Source organism: Curtobacterium sp. MCJR17_020 (genome assembly GCF_003234365.2).
In the GTDB taxonomy this organism is placed as follows: Bacteria; Actinomycetota; Actinomycetes; order Actinomycetales; family Microbacteriaceae; genus Curtobacterium.
On record NZ_CP126260.1, the window covers coordinates 2,820,542 to 2,837,664 of the forward strand.

The window sequence follows — 17,123 nt, forward strand, 5'->3', positions numbered from 1 at the left end:
GGTCAGTCCCCGGCTGTCACCGCGATGTCGAGCCCGAGGTCGAGCGCCCGGGCCGAGTGCGTGAGCGCCCCCACCGAGATGACGTCGACCCCGGTCGCGGCGATGGCCGCGACGGTGTCGAGGGACACCCCGCCCGACGCCTCGACGAGCGCGCGGCCCGCGACGATGCCGACACCCGTCTCGAGCTCGGCCGGCGTGAAGTTGTCGAGCATGATCGTGTCGACGCCCGCCGCGACGACGGGCTCGATCTGGTCGATGCGGTCCACCTCGACCTCGACGTGCACGGTGTGTCCGAGCCGCTGTCGTGCAGCGGTGATCGCGTCACCGATGCCGATGCCACCGGCGAGCAGCACGGCCAGGTGGTTGTCCTTGGCCAGCACGGCGTCGGACAGCGACGTGCGGTGGTTGTGGCCGCCGCCGCAGCGCACGGCGTACCGCTCGAGCGCACGGAGGCCGGGCGTGGTCTTCCGGGTGTCGACGATCCGCGCCGAGGTGCCCGCTGCGGCCGCGACGTGGGCCGCGGTGGCGGTGGCGATGCCCGACATGCGCTGCACCAGGTTCAGCGCCACCCGCTCGGCGCGGAGCACCGAACGCGCCGACCCCGTCACGGTGGCGAGCGTGTCGCCGACGGTGAACGCGGCTCCCTCGTCGGCGTGCACGGTCGCCCGGATCGACGGGTCGACCGCGTGCATGACGGCCACGAAGACGGTCCCGCCGCTCAGCACCCCGGGTTCACGGGCTGCGAGCGTCGCCGTCGCGGTCGCGTCGGCCGGGATGAGCGTCTCGCTGGTGACGTCGCCCCAGGGCGCGTCCTCCTCCAGCGCGGTCTCGATGACGCGGCGCAGGGCGTGCGGCGGGATGGTGCCGGGATCGATGGTCATGCGGGAACCTCCTGCGGAACGGCGATGTGTCGAGTGACCGTCTCGGCGACCCAGGCGTACGAGGCCGGAGCTGCTGGATCGGTGTCGGGGTGGTCGGTGCGGGCGTGGGCGCCGCGTGACTCGGTGCGGGTCTCGGCGGCGAGCGCCACCAGCCGTGCCAGGTCGAGCAGTGCGCGGTCCTCGTGCTCGCGCACGCCGCCGGTGGCGGGCGCGGAGAGCGCGTCGAGGTCCCGCCGGGCGCTCGCCAGTCCGGCGGCGTCGCGCAGCAGCCCGACGCGGTCGGTCATGACGGACTGGACCGCCTGGCGGACGTCCGCGGACCCGTCACGGTGATCCGGGCCTCCTGGCCAGGTCTGACGGGAGGCCCGGATCACGTCCGCCGCTCGGGGAACGCTGGTCACGCGCAGGTCTGCGTTCCCCCGCAGGCGGAGCAGGCCGGGCCGGGGTCCGGCGACCGCGTCCGCTGCGCGGACCGCGAAGACGAGTCCCTCGAGAAGGGAGTTCGAGGCCAGACGGTTCGCGCCGTGGACCCCGGTGCAGGCGGCCTCGCCGATGGCCAGCAGCCCCGGAAGGCTGGTGCGCCCCTCGGCGTCGGTGGCGATGCCGCCCATCGAGTAGTGGGCCGCCGGGGACACCGGCACGCCCTGTCGGGTCCAGTCGAAACCGGCCGCGCGGGTGGCCCGGGTGAGTCCGGGGAAGCGTCCGGTCAGGAAGTCCGCACCGAGCCCGGTGGCGTCGAGGAGCACGGGTGCGCCGCCTTGGTCGCGGACGGCGGCGGCGATGCCGCGGGCGACGACGTCGCGCGGAGCGAGCTCGGCGTCCGGGTGCACCGCCGTCATGAAGCGGCGTCCGCGCGCGTCGCGGAGGACGGCCCCCTCGCCGCGGACGGCCTCGGAGACGAGCCCGCCGTCCGGCACTGCGAGGCGGGTCGGGTGGAACTGGACGAACTCGAGGTCGGCGACGACCGCTCCGGCGCGCCACGCGGCGGCCACGCCGTCCCCCGTCGCCACGAGCGGGTTGGTGGTCTCGCGGTACAGGTGTCCCGCTCCCCCGGAGGCGATCACGACGGCGTCGGCGTCGATCCGTCGGGGTTCGCCGAGCAGGTCGAGGACGTCGATGCCGACGACGGTGCCGTCCCGGACGACCAGGTCGGTGAGGCAGGTGCGCTCGAGGATCGTGACGTGCTGACGGTGCAGCGCGCCGATGAGCGTGCGCTCGATCGCCGCGCCGGTCGCGTCGCCGTCGGCGTGCACCACGCGCCAGCGGCCGTGCGCGGCCTCGCGACCACGCGCCAGGTCGTCGCCGTACCGGTCGAGGCTCGCCGGATCGGTCGAGCGGTCGAACGGCACACCGAGGGCGAGCAGGTCGCGGACCCGGGCCGGTCCGTCGCTGCAGAGGACCTCGACGGCGCGCGCGTCCGCGCTGCCGGCCGCCGCGACGTGGGTGTCGGCCTGGTGCAGTGCCGCCGAGTCGTCGGCACCGAGCGCCACCGCGACCCCGCCCTGGGCGTACGCCGTGGCACTGTCGGCGAGCGCGCCCTTCGTCACCAGCGTGACGTCGTGGACGGCGCTGGCACGGATCGCTGCGGTCAGCCCGGCGATGCCGGAGCCGACGATGACGACGTGCACGGTGGTCTCCCTCGGTCGTTCGGGCTCGGGGCTCAGCCGCGCGGCTTCGCCGCGAGCATGCGCTCGAGCGCGACCTTGGCGTCGGCCTGGACCTCGGCGGGGACGACGATCTCGTTGAGGACCTCGCCGCGCACCAGGGCCTCGAGCACCCAGGCGAGGTAGCCCGGGTGGATCCGGTACATCGTCGAGCACGGGCAGACGACCGGGTCGAGGCAGAAGATCGTGTGCTGCGGGTACTCGGCGGCGAGCCGGTTCACCATGTTGATCTCGGTGCCGATCGCGAACGTGGTCGGTTCGGTGGCCGCGGCGACGGTCTTCCGGATCAGGTCGGTGCTGCCGGCGTGGTCGGCGGCGTCGACGACGGCCATCGGGCACTCCGGGTGGACGATGACCTGGACACCGGGGTGCTCGCGTCGGGCCTGGTCGATCTGGTCGACCGTGAAGCGACGGTGCACCGAGCAGAAGCCGTGCCAGAGGATGACCTTCGCCGCTTGGAGGTCGCTCGTGTCGTTGCCGCCCAGGGGCTTCCGGGGGTTCCACATCGGCATCAGGTCGGTGCTGATCCCCATGGCCTTGGCGGTGTTGCGACCGAGGTGCTGGTCGGGGAAGAACAGCACGCGCTGCCCGCGCTCGAACGCCCACTCGAGCACCGTCGCGGCGTTCGAGCTGGTGCAGACGATGCCGCCGTTGCGCCCGCAGAACGCCTTGAGGTCGGCAGCGGAGTTCATGTAGGTGACGGGGATGACGGGCACCCGGCCGTCGGCGTCGGGCTCGGTGCCGTAGACGGCGGTCAGCTCGGCCCAGGCGGCCTCGACGCTGTCGATGTCGGCCATGTCCGCCATCGAGCAGCCGGCCGCGAGGTTCGGCAGGATGACGCGCTGGTCGTCGCGGGCCAGGATGTCGGCGGTCTCGGCCATGAAGTGCACACCGCAGAACACGATGGCCTCGGCGTCGGGCTTCGTCAGCGCCGCGTTGGCGAGCTGGAACGAGTCACCGAGGAAGTCCGCGTGCCGGACGACCTCGTCGCGCTGGTAGAAGTGCCCGAGGACGACGACCCGGTCGCCGAGCGTCGCCTTCGCCCGCTCGATGCGTTCGTGCAGCTCGTCGGTCGGCGCGGTCTTGTACTCGTCCGGCAGCACGCCCTGCCGCGGTGCGCTCGTCGGGATGACGTCGGTCATCGACGAGCCCGGGCCGTACCCGGGCCGGGAGTCGAAGTCCCACGTGGGCATGGCGAGGTCGGGCGTGCAGGTGCTGCCGCCGGCCTTGCCGTTCGAGATGAGGTCGATGGTCGTCGCGATGGACACGGTGGTTCCTATCGGTTCTGCGGTCGTGTGCCCTGCTGCAGCGGGCCGTTGTCCGCGTAGGCCAGGTCGGGGTTCGAGCGGTACAGCCGGGCCGGACGGTGCCGGCCCCCGCTCGTGGTCTCGTCGGTCGGCAGGATCGCGTCGGTCTTCTCGACCTGCCGACGGAAGTTCGCGGGGTCGAGCGCGCGCCCGAGCACCGCCTCGTACACCCCACGCAGCTCGGCGAGGGTGAACCGGTCCCCCAGGAAGGCCTGGGCGATGCGGGAGTACGACATCTTGGTGCGGAGCCGCCAGAGTGCGTACTCCACGATCCGGTCGTGGTCGAAGGCGAGCGGCGGGTGCTCATCGGCGAGGAACCAGCGGACGTTCCAGTCGTCCGGCACGACGTTCGCCTCGTCCGGGTGCACGAGTGCCCAGTACACGATCGACACCACCCGGCTCGGTGAGCGGCCGACGTCGCCGAACGCGTAGAGCTGTTCGAGGTAGCGGGGCTGGACGTTCGTCGTCTCGCGCAGGCGCGCCGCGGCGGAGTCCTCGAGCCCCTCGTCGACGCCGACCCAGCCGCCGGGCAGGGCCCACGACCCCTCGAACGGTTCGGCCACCCGGCGCACCAGCGGCATCCACAGCGCCGGGGCCCCGGTGTCGGGGTGTGGGCGCAGCGCGACGATCACGGTCGAGACCGCGACGCGGATGCCTGCTTCGTCCATGGTGGACCTTAGTGTCAGTGTGACTCGAAGTATTCGGGTTGCAATGACACTATCACCGCTGCGCGGTGTGTTGCGCCCGCAGGCGACTCCGGGTCGTCACGAACCGGAAACAGATCGTCACGAGGCCGAAAACTCCGCGACGCCCCGCGTGGATACGGTGAGGACCATGACGACGGTGACGAGGATGCATGCCGTGGTGTCGGGGACCGTCCAGGGGGTCGGCTTCCGGTACTGGACGGCACGGAAGGCCGACGGGCTCGACCTCGTCGGGTACGCCAGGAACCTCTGGGACGGCACCGTCGAGGTCGAGGCCGAGGGGCCGTCGGTCGCGGTCGAGACGTTGATGGAGTGCCTGCGGAGCGGGCCGCCGTCGGCCACCGTGACCGATGTCGAGCTCCGGCCGGTCGTGCCGCACGGCGACGCCGACGGGTTCGCGATCCTGCACTGACCCGGTCGCACCGACCGTGCACGTGCGGATGTCGGTGCGGAGCGGAATAATCGAATCCACTCAGGCGGTTGCCCTGTCTGCGCGTTCTGCGCCACCTCGTTCCACCAGTCGTGATCCACCAGGAGCTCCCGCATGACCCAGGCCGTCGATTCCGCCCCCCGCACGGGAAGCGTCTCGCAACCGACCGCTGCCGAGACCCGACTCGTGATCGGGCTGCTGCTCGTGTCCGCGTTCGTCGTCATCCTCAACGAGACGATCATGGGTGTAGCGCTGCCGCGGCTCATGGACGACCTCGACATCAGTGCGGCGACCGGGCAGTGGCTGACCACCGGATTCCTGCTCACCATGGCGGTCGTCATCCCGATCACCGGGTTCCTGCTGCAGCGGTTCAACACCCGCCCCGTCTTCGTCTGGGCGATGGGCCTGTTCTCGGCCGGCACCCTGATCGCCCTGCTCGCGCCCGGGTTCACGCTGCTGCTCGTCGGCCGCATCGTCCAGGCGAGCGGCACCGCGATCATGATGCCGCTCCTGATGACGACGGTGCTCACCCTCGTCGACCCGGCCCACCGTGGCCGCATCATGGGCAACATCTCGATCGTCATCTCGGTCGCGCCGGCCATCGGCCCGACGATCTCCGGGCTCATCCTCAACGCGTTCTCGTGGCGCTGGCTGTTCGGCTTCGTCCTGCCGATCGCGATCGCCGCGCTCATCCTCGGCATGGTCAAGGTCCGCAACGTCTCGACGCCCCGCCGGGCACCGCTCGACGTGTTCTCGGTGATCCTGTCCGCGTTCGCGTTCGGTGGGATCGTCTACGGCCTGTCCAGCATCGGCGAGGCCGGCACCACCGGCCTGTTCGTCCCGGTCACCGCGCTCGTCGTCGGTGCCGTCGCCCTGGCGGTGTTCATCCTCCGACAGACCCGCCTGCAGCGCACCGACAGCGCCCTGCTCGACCTGCGCACCTTCCAGACCCGCGGCTTCACCGTCCCGATCGTCGCGATGGCGCTGAGCTTCATGGCGATGTTCGGCACGCTCATCCTGCTGCCGATCTACCTGGAGCGCGTCCTCGGGCTCGAGGTCCTGAACGTCGGACTGCTGCTGCTCCCGGGCGGGCTGCTCATGGGGCTCCTCTCCCCCATCGTCGGGCGCATCTACGACCGTCGCGGACCGCGCGTGCTGCTCATCCCCGGCTCGATCATCGTCAGCGCGGTGCTCTGGGCGCTCTCCACGGTCGGCGTGGACACCAGCGTGTGGTTCGTCCTCGGGGCGCACGTCGTGCTGAGCATCGGCCTGGCGCTCACCTTCACCCCGCTGTTCACGGCGGCACTCGGTGGCCTGCCCCCGAAGCTCTACTCCCACGGCAGCGCGGTCCTCGGCACGGCGCAGCAGCTCGCCGGAGCCGCCGGCACCGCCCTGTTCGTCACCCTGCTCACGATCGGCGCGGCCACGGCAGCGACCGGCGCCGGCGCGGACGCCGTGGCCGCAGCGACCGCCTCGGGCGTGAAGACCGCGTTCCTGGTCGGCGCGGTGATCTCGCTGTTCGGCATCCTGGCATCGGTCTTCGTCACCCGTCCGGCGGTGCCCGAGGGCGCGCCGACGCCCCCGCCCGCGCACTGACCGCGGTGCCGCCCACGGGTCCACGTGGCATCGTGGGCGGCATGCGGTCGACGGCGAGCGAACTGAACTGGTCCGGCACGGTCACCTACACGGCCGAACAGGTGCTCCGACCGGGCTCGATCGACGAAGCGGCCGAGGTGGTCGCACGCTCCCCCCGGGTGCACGGGCTCGGCACCCGGCACTCGTTCAACGACTCCGCCGACGCCCCGGGGGTCCTGCTCGACCTGACCGCGATCCCCACCGACCTGGTCGTCGACCCCGAGCGGCGGACGGCGACCCTCGGAGCCGGTACCCGCTACGGCGTCGTCGCGCCCGACCTCGACCGCGCCGGGTTCGCGCTGCACAACATGGGCTCGCTCCCGCACATCTCCGTCGGCGGCGCGGTCGCCACCGGCACCCACGGCTCCGGCACCACCCTCGGCTCGCTGACCACCGCGGTCCGGTCCCTCGAACTGCTCGGCCCCGACGGTTCGCTCCGGACCGTCGACCGCACCGACCCGGCGTTCCCCGGCACCGCCCTGCACCTCGGGCTGTTCGGCATCGTGACCCGGGTCACGCTCGACCTCGAACCCACCTACCGGATGCGGCAGGACTCGTACGGGCCGTTCCCGTGGAGCACGTTCACCGACCACGTCGCCGCAGTCCACGCCGCCGGGTACTCGGTGTGCGCCTACACGGTGTTCGGCGACGAGATCAGCGAGGCGCTCGTGAAGTCCCGGGTCCCCGACGGCGCCGACGACGTCGCCGTGCCGGACGACCTGTTCGGCGCTCCCCGGCTGCCCGGCTCGCCCGGCGACGGCCACCACACGGCGCGCGACGGCTCGGTGGGACCGTGGTGGGACCGGCTGCCGCACTTCCCCATCGAGTCCGTGCCGAGCCACGGGTCCGAGGTGCAGAGCGAGCACTTCGTCCCGCTCCGGCACGCGGCGGCGGCGCTCGACGCCCTGCGCGGGCTGGCCGACCGCATCCAGCCGCACCTGCACGTGTGCGAGCTGCGGACGATGGCGGCCGACGACCTCTGGCTGAGCCCGACCCAGGGCGAGGACGTGCTCTGCATCGCGTTCACCTGGCAGAAGCACCCGGAGGCGGTCGCTGCGCTGCTGCCCGACCTCGAGGCGCGGCTCGCCCCGTTCGACGGGCGACCGCACTGGGGCAAGATGAGCTCGCTCGACGGCGACGCGATCGCGCAGCTGTACCCGCGGGTGGCGGACGTCCGTGAGCTGATCGCACGAGCCGACCCGGACCGGACGTTCGCATCCGCGTTCGGCGAGCGGGTGCTGCGGGCCTGACCCGCGCCTCCAGTCCGACGCCCCCGCGCCCCGACCCACCTGCGCTCCGGAACCGGTCCGCAGCGCGCGTCAGCGCAGGCGGGTGACCACCTTCGCATCCCCGTCCCAGTGCCGGAGACCGCCCACGGTGAGCACCTCGGGCAGGGGCGCGTCCGCAGCGAGGACCCGGAGCGCCGCCGGCAGGTCGACGTCGCGGATCCGCCGAGCGAGGGTGACGTGCGGCGCCCACCGACCGGGCAGCGACGAGTCGAGCGAGCCCGGAGCGGCGGCGTCGACCGCGCGGTGGAAGCGGGCCAGTGGCTCGTCGACGACCACACCGAGGCCGAGCACGTGCCGACCGGGGCCGGCGGGGAAGAGCAGGACACCGGCGACGCGCAGGGCCTCGGGCACCGCGACGTCGAGGTCCGTCGGCACGGGAACGGCCTCGCCGGCCACGAGGGTGACGTGCGGGTCGTTCGTGCCCGAGTGGCCGAGGCTCGGCAGCTCCGCGGCGACGAGGGTCTGCCAGAGCGCCCGGACCGCTGCGTCCGAGGGGCCGTCGAGGACGAGTTCGATGCTGCGCACGTACCGAGTGAACCAAGGCACCCCGTGACGGCGATGTAACACGGCGGAACGGAACTCGCACCGGGGACTCGCGCCCGTCACACTCGACTCCACGCCGCGGACCACCGCGGCTCCCCCGCACAGCACGGCCCACGAGGAGCACCAGCATGTCCGCAGCCCCCGCACTGCCCGAGAAGCCGAAGGGCAAGCGCCCGATCGGCTGGATCATCGCCGCCGTCATCGTCGTCGTGGCGATCGTCGTCGCCGTCATCGTCGGAGTCGTGCGCTCCGGGGGCGACAACGGTGGCGCTGCCGCCGGTGACGCTGCGCCGAAGACCGTCACCATCGGTGTCTCGGACAAGTCGCTGCCCTACTGGAACACGTACGTGAAGGCCGCCAAGGAGCAGCTCAACGTCACCGTGAAGCTCCAGAACTTCTCGGACTACTCGCTGCCGAACCCTGCGCTCAAGGACAAGCAGATCGACATCAACCAGTTCCAGCACATCCAGTACCTGGCGAACTACAACGTCACCTCGGACGACGACCTGCAGCCGATCGGCGCGACGGCCGTCTACCCGCTGCCGCTGTACTCGACGAAGGTCTCCGACGTCGCGGACTTCGAGGACGGCGCGAAGGTCGCGATCCCGAACGACGCCATCAACGAGGCCCGTGCGCTCCTGGTCCTGCAGGCCGCTGACCTGCTCGAGCTCAAGGACGGCGGCAACGCCTTCTCGACCACGGCCGACATCACCTCGCACAAGGTCGACGTGCAGACGCTCGACGCCTCGCAGACCGCGAACGCCCTGCAGCAGGGCTCCGTCGAGGGCGCGATCGTCAACGTGAACTACGCCACCTCGGCCGGGCTCGACACCAAGGACGCGATCTTCCAGGACGACCCGAAGAGCGCCTCCGCCGCCCCGTACGTGAACGTCTTCGCCGTCCGCGACGCCGACAAGACCAACAAGACGTACCTCGACCTTGCGAAGCTGTTCCAGGACGACGCCGTGCAGAAGGTCTTCGCGAAGGACTACCCGGACGCCGTCCCGAGCGACGAGAGCGCCGCCTCGCTGCAGAAGGAGCTCACCACGGTCGAGTCCGACGCGAAGGCGGCAGCGGAGTAGTGCCGGTCCTCGTCGAACTCCGCGGCGTCTCGAAGCACTACCGCCGCGCCGACACCGGCGAGACCGTGGTGGCCGTCGAGGACGTCTCCCTGGACGTGCACCAGGGAGAGGTCCTCGGCGTCATCGGGTACTCCGGTGCCGGCAAGTCCACCCTCGTCCGTCTGGTGAACGCCCTCGAGCTGCCCAGCTCCGGGACGGTCACCGTGGCGGGCAAGGAACTGACGGCGATCCCCGAGCGGGATCGCCGTCTGGCGCGTCGCAACATCGGGATGATCTTCCAGCAGTTCAACCTGTTCCGGTCCCGCACCATCGCCGGCAACGTCGCGTACCCGCTCAAGGTCGCCGGTGTGCCGAAGGACGAGCGGGACCGTCGCGTGGCCGAGCTGCTCGACTTCGTCGGGCTCCTCGAGCGCGCCCACGCCTACCCGGAGCAGCTGTCCGGCGGTCAGAAGCAGCGTGTCGGCATCGCGCGGGCACTCGCGGCGTCGCCCGACCTCCTGCTCGCCGACGAGGCCACCAGCGCCCTCGACCCGGAGACCACGTCCGAGGTGCTCGGGCTGCTCCGCCGGGTGAACAAGGAACTCGGCGTCACGATCATCGTCATCACGCACGAGATGGACGCCGTCCGGCAGATCGCCGACCGCGTCGCCGTGATGGAGCAGGGGCGCGTCGTCGAGGTCGGGGACGTCTACGACGTGTTCTCCGCACCGAAGACGGGTGCTGCGCAGCGGTTCGTCCGCACCGCGCTGCACGACCGCCCCTCGGTCGACACGCTCGCTCGCCTGCGCGAGCGTCACCCCGGTCGCCTGGTGACCGTGCAGATCACCGACGAGGCCGGGCTGCAGAACCGGATCGACGCCGCGTTCCGGTCCGCAGGGGTCACCGCCGAGCTCGTCTACGGCGGGGTCGGCGAGATCCGCGAGCGCCGGATCGGTTCGCTCACGTACGAGCTGACGGCCGACGGCTCCGCCGCCATCGACCGCGCCGTCGCCGCACTGCGTGCCGACGGCGTCACGACCGACGAGGAGGCAGCAGCGTGAACAACTCGTTCCAGAGCGTGATCGACACGTTCGACGTCTTCCTCGCCGCCATGCGCGACACCATCGTGATGTCGCTCGTGTCGCTCGTCATCGCCGGCGTCATCGGGCTCGCCCTCGGGCTGCTGCTCTACGCGACCCGGCCCGGCAACCTGCTCGGCAACCGCACCGCGTACACGATCATCAACGTCGTCGTGAACCTGGTCCGGCCGATCCCGTTCGTGATCTTCCTCGCCGCGATCGCGCCGCTGTCGCGCGTCGTGGTGCAGACCACGATCGGCGTGCCCGCGGTGACCTTCGCGATCTCGCTGGCAGCGGCCTTCGCCGTGTCGCGCATCGTCGAGCAGAACCTGCTCGCGGTCGACCCCGGCGTCGTCGAGGCGGCTCGCGCGTCGGGCGCTCACCCGATCTCGATCCTGCTGACCGTCCTGATCCCCGAGGGCCTCGGGCCGCTCATCCTCGGCTACACGTTCATCTACATCGGCATCGTCGACATGACGGCGCAGGGTGCGTTGATCGGTGGCGGTGGACTCGGCGAGTACGCGATCACCTACGGATCGCAGCGGTACGACTGGTGGATCGTCTACGTGTCGGTGGCGGCGATCGTCGTCATCGTGCAGCTCGGCCAGTTCGTCGGCAACCGGCTGGCGCGCGCGACCCTGCGTCGCTGACGCGGACACGCCGCTCGCGGCGTGTGCTGCGATCTCCGCACGTGCCGTGGACGTGACTGCCTGGAGGCCCGGTGCCGGTTCCTGGAACCGGCACCGGGCCTCCAGTGCGTTGCCGCGTTGCGGGCGCGCCCCGCGTCGTCCGCCGAGCGGTCACGGGCTTCCACGTCGCGCCGCTCACGTCCGCCGAGGTTCCACGACTCGCCGCACGCGTTCCGCCGAGGTTCCACGAACGCCCACTGCGAGCGCCGAGATGCCGAGACTTCGGAACCTCGGGGACGCGCCGGGCGGGCAGGAGCGGGCGGGGCGCGCGTCAGGCGGCCGGGGACTCCACGGTCTCGATCGTGCCGGTCGCTCCGGGGTGCTCGTAGTGCGCGCGCACCAGGATCGGACGGTGGTCGGAGATGCCCGCCGGCAGGGTCTCGACGCCGGCGATGTGCAGCCCGACGCTCGTCGCGAAGTCGAAGTGGCCCGTGAACTTGCGGTAGCGCAGGTACGTCGGCTGGTCGGACAGCGACAGTGCGAACCCGCCCTGCTCGATCTTGCGACGCAGGTTCGTCTGGAACCAGGGGTAGTTGAAGTCGCCGACCATGACCGCGGGGACGTCCTTCGCGAGCTCGCGGAGGAACTGGTGCGCCGCCTCGATCTGCTTGCGGCGCAGGGAGTTCGTCGCGGTCAGCGGTGAGGCGTGGAACGAGGCGACGACGACCTCGGCGTCGGCCTCGGTGTCGCGCAGGTGCATCGCGATGAGCCGTTCGTGCGCGGGTGCGAGGACCCGGTCGTGCAGGGACTTCTGCAGCGAGTGGATGCTGAAGTCCTGCACCTCGAAGCGGTCGTCGCGCTTGTAGATCGCGAGTCCGAGGCGGTTCGTGCGGGTCGACGCGGCGAGCGAGAGCCCACCGATCGACGGGGCCAGGTCGTTGCTGTCGCACTCCTGCACGCAGAGGACGTCGGCGTCGGAAGCCTCGGCCAGGGCGGCGAGTTCACCGTTCGCGGTGTGCTCGCGGAGGTTGTAGCTGACGACCCGGAGGGCAGTGGGCGGCACGCCTGCGTCGGTGGCGATCGTGCTCTGCTGTTCTGGCGCGGCCATGCTGCCTTCCTGTCCGGGTGGTCCGGGTCACCCTGCCGCGGCAACCGTACTCGGCGTTCGCAAACGGATGCTGAGACTGTAACGCCTGTCGGGTTTCGCGCGTGTGACCGTGACGGAAACGGACAGTCGTGGGCTGCGCTCAGGGCCGCGTGGAACCGCGCGGGTCAGGCGCGGACCCGGCGGGCGGGGCGGACGGTGTCCCCCGCTGTGCGGCTCATCAGGATGCCCTCCACGCACGCGACGGCGAGCAGCGCCGCGATCACCCAGAACGCGACGGAGTACGGGCCGTCGCCACCGAGCCCGCCGGCCGCGCGGATCACGACCGCGGCGACGGCGACACCGAACCCGGCGGCGGTCTGCTGCAGCGTCGACGAGAGCGTGTTCGCCGGGGTCATGTCGGCCTGCTCGACGTCGGCGAAGGCGATGGTGTTGTACGCCGTGAAGCCGACGGAGCGGGCGGCGCCGCTGACGACGAGCAGGACCGCGAGCAGCCAGAACGGCGTGTCCTCGGTCATGAACGCCATCGCGACGACGGTCAGCGCCGCGATCGCACTCGACACGATGATCACCGGGCGGTAGCCGAACCAGCGCAGGAACGGCGTCGTCATCGGCTTGATGCCGAGGTTGCCGACGAAGACCCACAGCACGGCGGACCCGGCGAGCACGGCGCTCCAGCCCCAGGCGTCCTGGAACAGCAGCGGGAGCACGAACGGCACCGCGGAGACCGCCAGTCGGAACAGGCTGCCGCCGGCGTGCGACACCCGGAACGTCTCGAGGCGGAACGCCTCGAGCCCCATGATCGGGTGCGGCGCCCGGCGGAAGTGCCGGATCGCGAACCAGCAGCAGACGGCACCGACGACACCGGACACCACGACGGCCAGGACCGGGATGACGTCGAGCGCGAGCAGCGACGCCATCACGACGAGCGACCCGAGGCCGAAGCACGCGAGCAGCGATCCGAACCAGTCGAACGGCACGCGCTGCGCGGCGCGCTCCTGCGGGACGAGCACGAGCGCGGCGACGAACGCGATGACGCCGAGCGGGATGTTGATCAGGAAGATCCAGTGCCACGTCAGGGTGTCGACGAGCACGCCGCCGATGAACGGGGCGATGATCGGCGCGGCCAGGGCTGGCCAGGTGAGGATCGCGATGGCCGTGACGAGCTGCTCGCGGCCGGCGCTCCGGAGCACCACGAACCGGCCGACGGGCACCATGAGCGCACCGCCGAGCCCCTGCAGGATGCGCCAGAGCGTCAGGTCGACGAGGCCGGTCGACATCGCGCAGAGTGCCGACGCGATCGTGAAGAGCGCGATCGCGCCCGCGAAGACGGTGCGGGACCCGATCCGGTCGGTGAGCCAGCCCGAGACGGGGATGAACACCGCCAGGGTGACCAGGTACGCGGTGATCGCGACGCCGACGGCGGCCGAGTCGACACCGAGGTCACGCCCCATCGCGGGGGCCGCGGTCGCCAGGATCGTGCCGTCGAGGAGCTCCATGAAGAAGGTCCCCGCCACGAGCACGGCGACCGCCGTGCTGCCCGTCCGCCGTCTGGGTGTCGTCATCGTCGTCGCCATGTCGCGTCAAAGGCTATGCCCGGTGCCGGGTCGCGGGGGGATCGTGTCGGGAGGTTCCGCGATCGTGTTTTGCATTGCAGAATGATGCGCACCAGCGCGTTGCCCTGCGGGTCCGCCGAGCGGGAGCGTGGAGGCTGCGCGACGACAGGAGGCTCACCGATGACCGACGCCGACACGACGACCGGGACCGTGACCACGAAGGGCGCCTGGGACCCGGCAGCGGGCACTCCGCACCACGTCCTCGACCACGCCCACCTGCCCGTGATGACCCTGCGCGAGTCCGCCCTGGCGAACAACACCGCCGTCATGCAGGCCTACGTCGACCGCCACGGGCTGCTGTTCGCGCCGCACATGAAGACGCACATGGCGCCCGACCTCGCCGCGCGGCAGATCGACGCCGGAGCGTGGGGCGTGACGGTCGCGTCCGTGCAGCAGGCGATGGTCGCGTGGGAGCACGGGGTGCACCGGATCCTGGTCGCGAACGAGGTCCTCGACCCCGCCGGCCTCGCCTGGCTCGCGTCCCGGCGCACGGTCGACCCGGACGCCGACGTCCTCTGCTACGTCGACTCCGCCGCGGGCGTCACCGCCGCCGTCGCCGCGCAGGGCACCGTGGCCGGCGAGCTGCACGTCCTGGTCGAACTCGGGTTCCCGGGCGGGCGCACCGGGGTCCGCTCCCCCGACGACGCGCGTGCACTCGCGCTGCTCGCCCACGACGCCGGGCTCGTGCTCCGCGGTGTCTCCGGGTACGAGGGCGGGCTGCCCGGCGTCGACGCTGCCCGCGAGTACGTCGCCGGTGTGCTCGACGTCGCCGAGGACGTCCGCGGGCTCGTCGACGGTCGCGGGCTCCTCAGCATGGGCGGCAGCGCCTGGTTCGACGCCGTCGTGGACGCCGTGGCGCGACGCACCGACGACCTCGACGTGCTGCTGCGGTCGGGTGCGTACCTGACCCACGACGACGGCTTCTACGCCGAGCGCACGCCCTTCGGCCGACACCCGGCCGAGGGCTCGCTCGTCGCCGCGATCGAGGTCTGGGGACGCGTGACGTCCTGCCCGGAGCCCGGGCTCGCGTTCGTCGCCGTGGGCAAGCGCGACATCTCCTTCGACGAAGGGCTGCCGGTGGTGCGGTCGGTGCGGCCGGCCCTGCCAGCAGGCCCGTCGGGCGCCACACAGGTCGTCCCACCGCCCGGGGCGGTCACCGTCACCCGCCTCGACGACCAGCACTGCTACCTCGCGCTGGCGGACGGCGCCCCCGAGCTGACGCCCGGCGACGTCGTCGTGTTCGGCATCTCGCACCCCTGCACGGTGTTCGACAAGTGGCGGCAGGTGCACGTCCTGGCCGACGACGACACCGCGCTCCGGACGATCGCGACGTGGTTCTGATGCGCGCGACCACCGCGACCACCGCGGCCCCGGTGCCGACGGACGGCGACGGTCCTGCCCGGAACGCCGCACTGTCCCTGCGTCGCGGGCTCCGCCTGCTCGACTGCATCGCCGACCGGACCCGCAGCGGCGCGGTGTCCGTCAGCCTGTCCGTGCTGGCCGCCGAGCTCGGCACCTCGAAGTCGACGGTGCTCCGCCTGACGGCCCCGATGCTCGAGAACGACCTGCTGCGCCGCACCCCGGACGCCGGGTTCACGCTCGGCCTCGGCGCCCTGCTGCTCGGGCAGAGCTACCTCGAGGGGATCGACCTGCGCTCCGCCGCCGCACCGTTCCTGCGTCGCACGGCGGAGCAGACCGGGCTGACGTGCCACCTCGTCGTGCCGGACGGCACCGACATCGTCTACGTCGACAAGGTCGAGACCCGCGGCACCGTCCGCATGGGCTCCCGGATCGGGAACCGCCTGCCGATGCGGAACACGGCGTCCGGCAAGGCGATCGTCGCGTTCGGCGAACCGGAGCTGCTCGACCGGGTGCTCGCCGAACCGGCCCAGGTCATGACGGAGCACACCATCACCGACGACGACCGCTGGCGGCACGAGGTCGACCGCACGCACGGACGGGGCTACGGCATCGACGACCGCGAGAACGAGCCGGACATCCGGTGCGTCGCCGCCCCGGTGTTCGACCACGCGAACCAGGTGGTCGGCGCGATGAGCATCTCCGGGCTGGCCTCGCGGTTCCCCGCAGCGGCGGTCCGCGAACTCGGCGACGGCGTCGTGCGGACCGCCCACGAGATCTCCGTCGCGCTCGGGTCCTCGTCGGCGCAGCTCGCCCTCGCACGGGGTGCCCGGTGACCGGCTCGGTGCTGACGTTCGGCGAGACGATGCTGCTCCTGACCGGGCGCGACGTCGGCGCGGTGCCGGACCTGGAGCACATGCGGGTGGACACCGGCGGCGCCGAGAGCAACGTCGCGATCGGCCTGGTCCGCGCCGGGGTGCCGGCCACGTGGATCGGTCGGGTCGGCACGGACCCCGCCGGCGACCGGGTCGCCGCCGACATCGGTGGCGAGGGCGTCGACGTGCTCGCGGTCCCCGACGCCGAGCGCTCCACCGGCATCATGATGAAGGAGCGGCTGCTCGACGGCCGCACCCGGGTGACCTACCACCGCCGTGGTTCGGCCGGCTCGGCGTTGGCCGCGACGGACCTTCCCGCAAGCGTCGTCGAGACCGCTGCGCTCGTGCACGTCACCGGGATCACCCTCGCGCTCTCCGAGTCCGCACACGACACCGTGACCGCGGCGCTCGACCGGGCGGCCGCCGCCGGCGTGCCGGTGTCGTTCGACGTCAACCACCGGCCGAAGCTCATCGGCGCCGACGCTGCACGAGACCGGTACCGGGCCGTCGCAGCACGGTCCGCCGTGGTGTTCGCCGGCGACGACGAGGCCCGGCTCGTGCTCGGCCGCGACGACCAGGACGACGACGAGGAGTCACTCGCGCACGAGCTCGCCGCGCTGGCACGGGGCCGCGCGGTCGTGAAGCTCGGCTCCCGCGGTGCCGTGGCGTCGATCGACGGCGTGTTCGTCCGTCGGCCCGCGACCCCGGTGCGCGTCGTCGACCCGGTCGGTGCCGGTGACGCGTTCGTCGCGGGCTGGCTCGCAGCGAGCCTGGGTGGAGCGGGCGCCGCCGAGGCACTCGACCGGGCCGCCGACGCCGGCGCACTCGCCTGCACCGTCGAGAGCGACTGGCGCCGTCCGGACCCAGCCGCGTTGCACCACGCCCCGGACCCGTCGGACACCGACCACACCGTGCACGACCACGTCGACCGCTGACGCCGTGTCTC

Annotated in this window: 16 protein-coding genes; 9 read left to right on the forward strand and 7 right to left on the reverse strand. The window is 72.1% G+C overall.

The features are described from left to right. Positions 1 to 2 precede the first annotated feature (2 nt). The 4 genes from nadC to DEJ14_RS13315 are packed head-to-tail and all read right to left on the reverse strand — an operon-like array spanning position 3 to position 4,520. Positions 3 to 881, reverse strand: coding sequence for a carboxylating nicotinate-nucleotide diphosphorylase (gene nadC / locus DEJ14_RS13300; protein WP_111084336.1), 879 nt, complete (start codon positions 879 to 881; stop codon positions 3 to 5). Further along, positions 878 to 2,509: an L-aspartate oxidase gene (gene nadB / locus DEJ14_RS13305; RefSeq protein WP_111084337.1), complete on the reverse strand. Its 1,632-nt coding sequence runs from the start codon at positions 2,507 to 2,509 to the stop codon at positions 878 to 880. The genes nadC and nadB overlap by 4 nt, the downstream gene beginning before the upstream one ends. 32 nt (positions 2,510 to 2,541) lie before the next feature. Continuing rightward, positions 2,542 to 3,813: a quinolinate synthase NadA gene (nadA, locus tag DEJ14_RS13310; protein WP_111084338.1), complete on the reverse strand. Its 1,272-nt coding sequence runs from the start codon at positions 3,811 to 3,813 to the stop codon at positions 2,542 to 2,544. 8 nt (positions 3,814 to 3,821) lie between these two features. After that, positions 3,822 to 4,520: an NUDIX hydrolase gene (locus DEJ14_RS13315; protein ID WP_111084339.1), complete on the reverse strand. Its 699-nt coding sequence runs from the start codon at positions 4,518 to 4,520 to the stop codon at positions 3,822 to 3,824. 166 nt (positions 4,521 to 4,686) lie between these two features. Between DEJ14_RS13315 and DEJ14_RS13320 the strand changes: the two genes are divergently transcribed. From DEJ14_RS13320 to DEJ14_RS13330, 3 genes are all read left to right on the forward strand, one after another. Then, the gene (locus tag DEJ14_RS13320; protein WP_228511574.1) at positions 4,687 to 4,968 is read left to right on the forward strand and encodes an acylphosphatase; all 282 of its coding nucleotides are present in this window, start codon (positions 4,687 to 4,689) and stop codon (positions 4,966 to 4,968) included. Between the two features lie 132 nt (positions 4,969 to 5,100). Then, entirely contained in the window at positions 5,101 to 6,582 is a 1,482-nt protein-coding gene (locus DEJ14_RS13325; protein ID WP_111084340.1) for an MDR family MFS transporter, read from the forward strand. A 41-nt stretch (positions 6,583 to 6,623) separates the two neighbouring features. After that, positions 6,624 to 7,871, forward strand: coding sequence for an FAD-binding protein (locus DEJ14_RS13330; RefSeq protein ID WP_111084341.1), 1,248 nt, complete (start codon positions 6,624 to 6,626; stop codon positions 7,869 to 7,871). A 69-nt stretch (positions 7,872 to 7,940) separates the two neighbouring features. Here the strand turns inward: DEJ14_RS13330 and DEJ14_RS13335 are convergent, their stop codons facing one another. After that, positions 7,941 to 8,435 (reverse strand): 2'-5' RNA ligase family protein, encoded by a 495-nt coding sequence (locus tag DEJ14_RS13335; protein WP_181437425.1) that lies wholly within the window; start codon positions 8,433 to 8,435, stop codon positions 7,941 to 7,943. Between the two features lie 146 nt (positions 8,436 to 8,581). On the opposite strand from DEJ14_RS13335, the gene DEJ14_RS13340 reads away from it, so the two are divergent. Genes DEJ14_RS13340 through DEJ14_RS13350 form a run of 3 tightly spaced genes read left to right on the forward strand, consistent with a single transcriptional unit; the run spans position 8,582 to position 11,243 of the window. Continuing rightward, a complete protein-coding gene (locus DEJ14_RS13340) occupies positions 8,582 to 9,535 on the forward strand; it encodes a MetQ/NlpA family ABC transporter substrate-binding protein (protein ID WP_111084343.1) in 954 nt (317 codons plus the stop codon). Continuing rightward, positions 9,535 to 10,575: a methionine ABC transporter ATP-binding protein gene (locus DEJ14_RS13345; RefSeq protein WP_111084344.1), complete on the forward strand. Its 1,041-nt coding sequence runs from the start codon at positions 9,535 to 9,537 to the stop codon at positions 10,573 to 10,575. Before DEJ14_RS13340 ends, DEJ14_RS13345 begins: the two co-directional genes overlap by 1 nt. Positions 10,576 to 10,625: 50 nt before the next feature. Next, positions 10,626 to 11,243, forward strand: coding sequence for a methionine ABC transporter permease (locus DEJ14_RS13350; RefSeq protein WP_111084480.1), 618 nt, complete (start codon positions 10,626 to 10,628; stop codon positions 11,241 to 11,243). A 310-nt stretch (positions 11,244 to 11,553) separates the two neighbouring features. Here the strand turns inward: DEJ14_RS13350 and DEJ14_RS13355 are convergent, their stop codons facing one another. Both DEJ14_RS13355 and DEJ14_RS13360 read right to left on the reverse strand, forming a co-directional pair. Next, positions 11,554 to 12,330 carry an endonuclease/exonuclease/phosphatase family protein gene (locus DEJ14_RS13355; RefSeq protein WP_111084345.1) on the reverse strand — a complete coding sequence of 259 codons (777 nt, stop codon included), beginning with the start codon at positions 12,328 to 12,330 and terminating at the stop codon, positions 11,554 to 11,556. A 164-nt stretch (positions 12,331 to 12,494) separates the two neighbouring features. After that, positions 12,495 to 13,904, reverse strand: coding sequence for an MFS transporter (locus tag DEJ14_RS13360; RefSeq protein ID WP_220036384.1), 1,410 nt, complete (start codon positions 13,902 to 13,904; stop codon positions 12,495 to 12,497). A 159-nt stretch (positions 13,905 to 14,063) separates the two neighbouring features. Here DEJ14_RS13360 and DEJ14_RS13365 point away from each other — a divergent pair, with 159 nt between their 5' ends. The 3 genes from DEJ14_RS13365 to DEJ14_RS13375 are packed head-to-tail and all read left to right on the forward strand — an operon-like array spanning position 14,064 to position 17,112. Next, positions 14,064 to 15,284, forward strand: coding sequence for an alanine racemase (locus tag DEJ14_RS13365; RefSeq protein ID WP_181437426.1), 1,221 nt, complete (start codon positions 14,064 to 14,066; stop codon positions 15,282 to 15,284). Then, complete coding sequence (locus DEJ14_RS13370) at positions 15,284 to 16,138, forward strand: IclR family transcriptional regulator (protein ID WP_111084347.1); 855 nt, start codon at positions 15,284 to 15,286, stop codon at positions 16,136 to 16,138. Before DEJ14_RS13365 ends, DEJ14_RS13370 begins: the two co-directional genes overlap by 1 nt. Further along, positions 16,135 to 17,112, forward strand: coding sequence for a sugar kinase (locus DEJ14_RS13375; protein WP_111084348.1), 978 nt, complete (start codon positions 16,135 to 16,137; stop codon positions 17,110 to 17,112). Before DEJ14_RS13370 ends, DEJ14_RS13375 begins: the two co-directional genes overlap by 4 nt. Positions 17,113 to 17,123 lie beyond the last annotated feature (11 nt).